This is a genomic window from Polymorphospora sp. A560 (assembly GCF_045781765.1).
GTDB classification, from domain to species: Bacteria; Actinomycetota; Actinomycetes; order Mycobacteriales; family Micromonosporaceae; genus Polymorphospora; species Polymorphospora lycopeni.
Genome location: NZ_CP122282.1, coordinates 3,893,604 through 3,901,731 on the forward strand (window position 1 = coordinate 3,893,604; position 8,128 = coordinate 3,901,731).

Annotated in this window: 7 protein-coding genes; 4 read left to right on the forward strand and 3 right to left on the reverse strand. The window is 72.3% G+C overall.

Translation table 11 applies throughout. The features are described from left to right. Nucleotides 1-35 precede the first annotated feature (35 nt). Together QCD66_RS17450 and QCD66_RS17455 are read right to left on the reverse strand one after the other, a co-directional pair. Entirely contained in the window at nt 36-1,109 is a 1,074-nt protein-coding gene (locus QCD66_RS17450) for an ornithine cyclodeaminase (RefSeq protein WP_364217298.1), read from the reverse strand. A gap of 3 nt (nt 1,110-1,112) precedes the next feature. Next, nucleotides 1,113-2,129, reverse strand: coding sequence for a pyridoxal-phosphate dependent enzyme (locus tag QCD66_RS17455; protein ID WP_364217300.1), 1,017 nt, complete (start codon nt 2,127-2,129; stop codon nt 1,113-1,115). A 416-nt stretch (nt 2,130-2,545) separates the two neighbouring features. Here QCD66_RS17455 and QCD66_RS17460 point away from each other — a divergent pair, with 416 nt between their 5' ends. The 4 genes from QCD66_RS17460 (at nt 2,546) to QCD66_RS17475 (ending at nt 6,902) form a co-directional block, all read left to right on the forward strand. Continuing rightward, nucleotides 2,546-4,366, forward strand: a complete 1,821-nt coding sequence (locus QCD66_RS17460) for a BTAD domain-containing putative transcriptional regulator (RefSeq protein WP_407567208.1) — start codon at nt 2,546-2,548, stop codon at nt 4,364-4,366. A gap of 332 nt (nt 4,367-4,698) precedes the next feature. Continuing rightward, a complete protein-coding gene (locus QCD66_RS17465) occupies nt 4,699-5,226 on the forward strand; it encodes a hypothetical protein (protein WP_364217304.1) in 528 nt (175 codons plus the stop codon). Between the two features lie 9 nt (nt 5,227-5,235). Then, a complete protein-coding gene (locus QCD66_RS17470; protein WP_364217306.1) occupies nt 5,236-6,177 on the forward strand; it encodes an ornithine carbamoyltransferase in 942 nt (313 codons plus the stop codon). After that, entirely contained in the window at nt 6,174-6,902 is a 729-nt protein-coding gene (locus tag QCD66_RS17475; protein ID WP_407567209.1) for an SDR family oxidoreductase, read from the forward strand. Before QCD66_RS17470 ends, QCD66_RS17475 begins: the two co-directional genes overlap by 4 nt. A gap of 120 nt (nt 6,903-7,022) precedes the next feature. On the opposite strand, the gene QCD66_RS17480 is transcribed toward QCD66_RS17475, so the two are convergent. Next, the gene (locus tag QCD66_RS17480; RefSeq protein WP_364217310.1) at nt 7,023-7,850 is read right to left on the reverse strand and encodes an alpha/beta hydrolase; all 828 of its coding nucleotides are present in this window, start codon (nt 7,848-7,850) and stop codon (nt 7,023-7,025) included. Between the last annotated feature and the right edge of the window lie 278 nt (nt 7,851-8,128).

Below are 8,128 nucleotides of genomic sequence, written 5' to 3' on the forward strand. Positions count from 1 at the left end.
ACTGTTGGGTGGACGGCGACGGTCCGTGGTGCCGGTCAGCGGGGGATGCGCAGGCCGAGGCCGCGCTCGCGCGCGGTCTCGGCCACCACCGCGCCGAGCGCGACGTCGAGGATGGACATTCCGAACGGGTTGCTGAGCACGATGTCGGTGGGCGCGGATCGTCCCGGGTGCCGTCCGGCGATGACATCGCCGAGGCTGCCGTGCACCCGCGCGGCGTCCGGGTCGGGGGTCGCCCCCGGCCGGTACGCCCCGTCGGCGTCGCGCAGGGTGCCGGCCCGCCACATCCGGCCGAGCAGGCGGCGGTCGTCGTGGCTCACCAGCCCCCAGTCGTCGACGAACACGAGGTCGGCCCGGGTGACCACCTCGGGCAGTACGTCGTCGAGCGAGACGTGCGCGATCAGGGCGCCCGGCTTGAGCCAGTCGTACGCGATGTAGCCCTCGGTGGTGACCGTGACGGCGAGCACCAGGTCGGCGCCCTCGACACACTCGCGGGCCGTGCCGGCGCTCGTCACCGTGAGGTGTCCGGTGTCCGGGTCGGCCCGCAGCGCGTCGGCCAGGCCGGCGGACCGGGCCGGGTCGAGGTCGAAGACGCTGATCTCGGCGAGCTTCTCCAGCACCGACGGCAGCAGCCGCAGGTGCACCTGGGCCAGGGTGCCGCAGCCGAGCACCGCCAGCCGGCCGATCGGGTCGGGGCCGAGTCGCTGCGCGGCCACCGCGGTGACCGCCGCGGTGCGCAGGGCACTGATGTACGCCGACTCCATCACCGCCCACGGGTAGGCGGTCTCGGCGTCGAGCATCATCAGCAGGCCCTGGGAGCGGGCCAGGCCGTTCGCCGGGTTGCCCAGGCTGGCGTTGATCACCTTCATGCCCAGGACCAGGCCGTCGTCGGTGCGGATCGCGCCGGGCATGCCCAGTGAGCGGGCCGAGTGACCGGCCTTCGTCTGCCACGGCAGGTACGCCTCGTCGGGCAGGATCGTGTCACCGAGGGTGTGCAGCCTCAGCGCCTCCGCGGTGACCGCCACCGGGTCGACACCGTCCAGGCACTCGATGACGTGTGCGCGTGACAGGTAGAGCAGTTCGGCGTCGGGATAGCCGGGTAGGTCGAGCACTGTTTATCCATTCTTGAACTGGAGGCCGTCGGCGCGCAGCCTCTTCATGGCGAGTTCCACCTCTTCGCGGGCGCCGACCTCGTCGAGCCAGGCGTCGTCGTAGAGCGTCGCGCGGTAGCGGTCGCCGCCGTCCGGACACAGGCACAGGGGATTCGTCGGCGGTTGCTCGCCGGCCAGGTCGACCAGGCAGGCGTGCAGGACGCAGCCGGAGGAGCCGCCGAGCGCGACGCCGGTGTCGGCCAGGAAGACGCGGCAGACGGCGATGGCGTCGGCGTCGGCGACCCAGGTGGCGGCGTCGTAGCTGTGCTCGGACAGGAACGAGGAGCGGCGGCTGGCCCCGATCCCGGCGATGAGGCGGCGGCCGGGCGGGGCGCCGGTGACCAGGGACCCGTGGGCGTCGACGGCGACGATCCGGATCTGCCGGTCGAGGGTGCGCAGGTGGGCCGAGATGCCGGCGAGGGTGCCGCCGGTGGAGACCGCGACGTAGACCGCGTCGAGGTCGGGGCCGCCCTGTTCGGCGATCTCCGGCCCGGTGGTCAGTTGGTGGATCCACGGGTTGGCGAAGCTGCCGTACTGGTCGGGCCAGCGGTAGCCGGGGTTGGTCGCGCACAGGGTGTGTACGGTGCGCAGCCGGGTGAGCAGGTATCCGCCGTACCCGTCGGGTTCGTCGACGAAGCACACCTGGACGCCGGCTCTGGTGAGCGCGTCGCGGGTGGCCGGCGGTGTCTTGGGGTCGATGACCGCGATCAGCCGGCAGTCGAGGCCGGCGAGCAGGCGGGCCATGCCGAGCCCGAGGTTGCCGGAGGTCGACTCGACGACCACCGTGCCGGGCAGTAGTGGGCTGCGCCGGTCCATGGCCATCAGCAGCCCGGCGGCGGTGCGGTCCTTGATGGACCCGGACGGGTTGAACGACTCGTGCTTGAGGCGCAGATGGTGCGTCCGTCCCTGCCATTGCGTCACGATCGAGGTGGTGGGTGTGGGGACGAGAGTCGATTCCAGGTGCTCGACCCGTGACAGCACGGTGACTCCTCACTGCGGGATCCCCACGCTGGTGGGATGCTGATGCCCGGTCAGAGCCGGTTCCGATCGCCAACGCAGGATCGACGTTCGGCCGTGCGCCGCGACAGCCTTTGGCGACTACTCGCCAGGGAGTTCATTAAGCGCGTGGGTGGGAGCGCTATCGGCTTAGTCGATTCAGGTTGGTGATTCTGACGATTCGTCGCCACCATCTGGACAGTGGAGTCGGAGAAGTTGTTAATTAGGTGGAAACCTAGAAATATGTCGACCGGGAGTCACTGTCGCGTCACCTAAGGTGATGAGCTATTGCGTATTGTCCGCTAGCGGATGATTAGTGACCGGCGAACGGACTACCCCGACGGGGGTGGTCCTGGCCGTGAACCGCGCCCGATTGTGGGTCGGGTGGTATAGATCTCTCTATGCGGCATGTCGGGTTCCGGTGCTTCGGCCCGTTGGAAATCGAGGTGGGCCAGCGGGTCCTGCCTGCCGGCGGGCCACTTCAGCGTGGCCTGCTCGCGATGCTGCTGCTCAACTCCAACAACTTTGTCAGTGCCGACCGAATCATTTCCGCGCTGTGGGAGAAACCGCCGGAGACGGCACTCGGGCAGGTGCAGACCCGGATCTGGCGGCTACGCCAACTGCTGCACGGGACCGGGGAGACCTCCCCGGCGCCCACCGCCCGGCCACAGCTGATCACCCGCGCCGGCGGGTACGGCCTGATCGTCGACCCGGAGGCCGTCGACCTGCTGGTCTTCGAGCGTCGGGTCAAGCACGGCGGCGTCCTGCTGGCCGCCGGCCGGGCCCGTGAGGCGGTCAAGGAGTTGCGCGAGGCGCTCGCCCTCTTCCGCGGGCCGGTCTTCGCCAACGTCAACGCCCCCGGGGTCGGCATCGAGGCCGAGGCGGTCGAGGAGCGGCGGCTCGCCGCGATCGAACAGCGCATCGAGATCGAACTCAACCTCGGCCTGCACGTACAGGTCGTCGCAGAACTGCGGGAACTCGTCGCCGCCCACCCGTACCGGGAACGGCTGCGGCTGCACTTGATGCAGGCGCTGCACCGCTCCGGCCGGCGTGCCGAGGCGGTCGCCGCCTACCGCGACGGCCACCGCACCATGGTCGACGGCGCGGGCCTGGAGCCGAGCCGCGAACTCAAGGAACTGCACCGCGCCATCCTGCTCTCCGACGCGGCCACCGACCCCGCGCCGGCTGCCGGGCGGCCCCGCGCGACCGTTGGGTTACACGTGCCCAGGGACCTGCCGCGCGACTCGGTCCACCTGGTCGGGCGCTGCCCGGAGACCAACGAACTCCTCAACTACCTGCGCGGGCCGAACGACTCCCAACTGCCCCGGGTGGTCGCCATCGCCGGCGGGCCCGGCGTCGGCAAGACCGCGCTCGCCGTGCGGATCGCGCACCTGCTCGTCGACGACGTACCGGACGGGCAACTCTTCACCTGGGTCGGCGGCAAGGCCGACCCGAACGCCATCCTGCACCGGTTCCTGCGCGGCCTGGGCGTGCCGGAACGGGAGGTGCCGGAGACGCTGGAGGAGCGGTCCGCGCTCTACCGCGCCCGGATGGCCGACCGCCGGGCCATCCTCGTCATCGACGACGCCGAGTCGGAGGCGCAGGTCCGCCCGCTGCTGCCGGCGGCACCGGGCGGGGCCACCCTGGTCACCAGCCGCCGCCGGCTGACCGCGCTGGACGGCGTACGGCACCTGGACCTGCCGGCGCTGGGCGAGACCGACATGATCCGGCTGCTGGTCGAGACCGTCGGCCGGGACCGGATCGACGCCGAGCCGGGGCTGCCGGCCCGCATCGTCGACCGGTGCGAGGGTCTGCCGCTGGCCGTACGCGCGGTCGGTGCCCGGCTGGCCGCCCGCCCGCACTGGTCGCTGGCCCGGTTCCTGGCGGCCGTGGAGGACGAGACCCGGCGCCTGGACGCGATGTCCTTCGGCGACCTCGACGTACGGGCCGCGATCGCGTCGAGCTACATCCGCCTCGAACCCCGGGCCCGCCAACTGTTCCGCGCGCTCGGGTCGCTGGACCGGGCCGAGTTCACGGTCCGCGAGGCCAGCGAGCTGATCGGCGGCTGCGCCGACGAGCTGACCGAGGATCTGGTCGACGTACGGCTGGTCCACCCGGTACCCGGTTCGTGGTCCGACGGATTGCGTTACCGAATCGACGGACTCTGCCGGCTCTTCGCCCGGGAACGGGCCGCCCTGGAAGGGGCCGGAACGGAATCCTGATCCGTTTCGCCGGTTGTCGTCGCCATTTAGTCGTCGATACTTCTTTCCTTCACGAAGTGGGTGGTCGCTGCCTTCATCCGTACCCGGACGATGCCCGAGATCCTGTCTCTGCCGCCTATGTCGCTTTACGGCAGGACGTCTGCCTTGTGATAGTCGTCCACTTGCTCTCTCCGTCAAGACGCGGTGTAGAGCGGATCGAGAGAGAACGACAAGGACAGCGGCTTTCGCTGATGTTTAGATCAGGTCGATCAATCATGATCAAGCCTTTGTTCGCGTCCCATAACTGGTTTGTACCCATGACCGGCTACAGCTTGCCTATGTGGAGGCTTTCCTTGCCTGACGCCATCCGGCCCAGACAACTCGTCCGGCAGCCCGCGCTCGCCGGCCGCCCGCAAATGACCACCATGGACCCCGCGGCCGGCGCCCGGGGCGGCACGACTTCGGACACCCGTAAGCCCTGGAACGACCGGCCCGCCGCGCCGCCGCGTCCCGTCGTACCCGCCGACCGGTCCCGCGTGGCCGGCGGCCAGGTCCGGGTCCCCCCGGTCTGGCCGCCGGCCACGGCCCCGGCCGGGGTACGGGCACCGCAGCCCCCCGCCCAGCGCAACGTCCTCACCGCCCCGCCGGGCAGCGTCGAGCCGCCCCCGGACCACCTGCTCCCGATCCTGGCCCAGCTCATGACCGGCGCCACCGACGTGACCGCGAGCCAGCGCCTCGGGATGTCGCCGCGCACCTTCAGCCGGCGGGTCTCCGAACTGCTGGAGCACCTGGGGGTCATGAGCCGCTTCCAGGCCGGCGTGGCCTCGGCCAACCAGGGTTGGGTGCTGCCCCGGCAGCAGCCACCGGCCCGCAACCACTGAGGGGGCGGGATGCGTCATCTGCTGTCCATATCGGACCTGGACAACGACGAACTGCGGCAGCTGGTCGACCGGGGGGCGGCGATCGCCCGGAACCGGTCGGCCGTCGAGGCCACCCGGCCGCTGGCCGGCCGGGTGGTCGGCGTCTACTTCCGCAAGACCTCGACCCGGACCCGGACCGCCTTCTCGGCCGGCGCGCTGCGACTCGGCGCGTCGCTCATCTCGTACGGCCCGGCCGACCTGCAGGAGAACACCGGGGAGACGGCCGCCGACACGGCCCGGGTGCTGTCCGGAATGCTCGACGGTTTCGTCGCCCGCACCAGCGGCACCGAGGCCGAACTGGCCACCTTCGCCGCGCAGGACCGGATGGCGGTCGTCAACGCGATGAGTGCCCGGGAGCACCCGACCCAGGCACTGACCGACCTGACCACGATCGCCCGGCACTTCGGGCGGGTCGACGGGGTCACCGTCCGGTACATCGGCGAGGGCAACAACACCGCCGTCGCGCTCGCCCTGGCGCTGCCCCGGTTCCCCGGCACCACGCTGCACCTGAACACCCCGGCCGGGTACGGGCTGCCGCCCGACGTCGTCGAGGAGGCAACGGTGCTGGCCAAACGGTCCGGGTCGACGCTGGTCGAGCACCACGACATGACCCCGTGCCCGGACGCCGACGTCGTCTACACCACCCGGTGGCAGACGACCGGCACCAGCAAGCCGGACCCCGACTGGCGGACCCGGTTCGAACCGTTCCGGATCGACGCGCGGGTGCTCGCCGGGCAGCCGGGCGCGATCTTCATGCACGACCTGCCGGCGCACCGTGGCGAGGAGGTGACCGGCGACGTCCTCGACGGGCCCGCCAGCATCGCCTTCGACCAGGCCGACAACAAGCTGCACAGCGCCATGGCCGTCCTCGAGTGGTGCCTCGCCCCGGCCGACGGCACGGGGCCGGCGTGACCGGCACCCCGCTCGCCGGCCGGGTCGCCCTGGTCACCGGCGGCGGCAACGGCATCGGCGCGGCGGTCGCCCGCCGGCTGTCCGCCGCCGGTGCCGCCGTCGTCGTGGCCGACCGGGACGGCGCCGCCGCCCGGTCGGTCGCGGCCGAGGTCGGCGGCACCGCCGTCCGCGCCGACCTCGCCGCCCCGGAGGGCACCCGGACCGCCTTCGCCCGCGCCGAGGCCGTACACGGTCGGCTCGACCTGGTGCACCTCAACGCCGGCATGCTGTCCGGCACGCCCGACCTCACCGAGCTCGACGAGGCCCGCTACCGGGCCGTCACCGGCGTGAACATCGACGCGGTGGTCTTCGGCGTACGGGCCGCGATCCCGGCCCTGCGCCGGGCCGGTGGGGGAGCGGTGCTGGTCACCTCGTCGATCGCCGGGCTGACCGGGTTCGACCTCGACCCGGTCTACGCGATGACCAAGCACGCCGTCGTCGGTCTGGTCCGGGCACTGGCCCCGAGCCTGGCCGGGCAGGGCATCCGGATCTCCGCGATCTGCCCGGACTTCGTCGACACCGGCTTCCTCGGGCCGCACCGGCACCTGGTCACCGGCGGGCCGATGCTCACCGCCGACGCGGTGGCGGAGGCGGTGCTCGGTGAACTGGCCGACGGCGAGTCCGGCCGGCTGCTCGTGCTGCGCGCCGGGCAGCCGCCGGCCCCGTACGTCTTCGCCCCCGCCTGACCGCCCCCGTACCGGTCCCTGATCCCCGTGATCAGGGACCGGTACGGGCGTGTCGTCGGTGGGTCGCCCGCCGAACTCCCTGATCACGCGGATCTTGCGCGGGGCCGGCAGGCCGACGGGTCACCAGGCCGGGGTGGCCAGGCTGTCGAAGAAGTTGACCACGTGGGCGTTGACCTCGTCGGGGCGCTCCAGGAAGCCGAAGTGGCCGCACTCCTTGACCTCGACGTAGGTGCTGCCCGCGATCGCGCCGGCCACCTCCCGGCACAGCTCCACCGGCGTGATCACGTCCTGCTCGAACGCCATCACCAGGGTCGGCGTCGTCACCGCCGACAGCGCGGCCAGCCGGTCCGGGATCGCCGCCGCGTCGTACTGGCTGGCCGGCCCGTCACCGGCGACCGGGAACGCCTCGGCCAGCGCCAGCCACTCGGCGGCGAACTTGTCGTCGGCCAGCGTCCGCTGCCCGAACAGGTTGCCCATTCCGGTGACGGCGGCGTAGCCGACCGGCACCGTGTCGGCGTGCCGGACCGCCTGCGCCGTGGCCGTGGTCAGCGCCCGCAGGTAGTGGGTCAGCCGGCCCCGGGTGCCCAACAGCGCGATGCCGGTCACCAGGTCGGGGCGGGCCAGGGCCAGCTCCTGCGCGACCATCGCGCCCAGCGACGAGCCGGCGACCCGGCACGGCCCGATGCCGAGCGCGCGGATCAGCCCGGCGGTGTCGGCGACGAGTTCGGCCAGCCGGTACGGCCCCGGCGGGGCGCTGGACGGCACGGTGCCCCGGTTGTCGAAGGTGATCACCTCGTATCCGGCGGCGACCAGTGCCGGCACCTGGTGCATGTCCCACAGCGCGGCCCGGGCCGCCGCCGGGGCGACCAGCAGGACCGGTGGTCCGGCACCGTGCCGTCGGTATGCCAGCGTCACCCCGTTGACCTCGACGGTCGCCCCCCTACCCATGCCCCAATCCGAGCCGAGCCGGTGTGGACGGTCAACGCCGCTGGCGACTAGTCGCCAGCGGCTTGTCAGGTCTGTCACCGGTCCCGAACTCTCGTATCCGCATACCGCGCGCCACATGCGTGCGGGACGCGCGCCCACCGGGGGACCCGTCCGGTGCCGACCGACCGTGCCGGACGCGGCGGCCGGTGTATCCGACCGCCCACCCGTTCCCGCCGGTCCCGACGGGTCGCCGTCCCGCCGCCGGGCGTCCGGTCACCGGCCGGCCGCACACGGGGAAC

Bases quoted from the DNA above. Each gene is read 5' to 3' on its own strand.
- QCD66_RS17460 (WP_407567208.1), top strand. From the start codon at position 2,546: ATGCGGCATGTCGGGTTCCGGTGCTTCGGCCCGTTGGAAATCGAGGTG.
- QCD66_RS17470 (WP_364217306.1), top strand. From the start codon at position 5,236: ATGCGTCATCTGCTGTCCATATCGGACCTGGACAACGACGAACTGCGG.
- QCD66_RS17480 (WP_364217310.1), bottom strand. From the start codon at position 7,850: ATGGGTAGGGGGGCGACCGTCGAGGTCAACGGGGTGACGCTGGCATAC.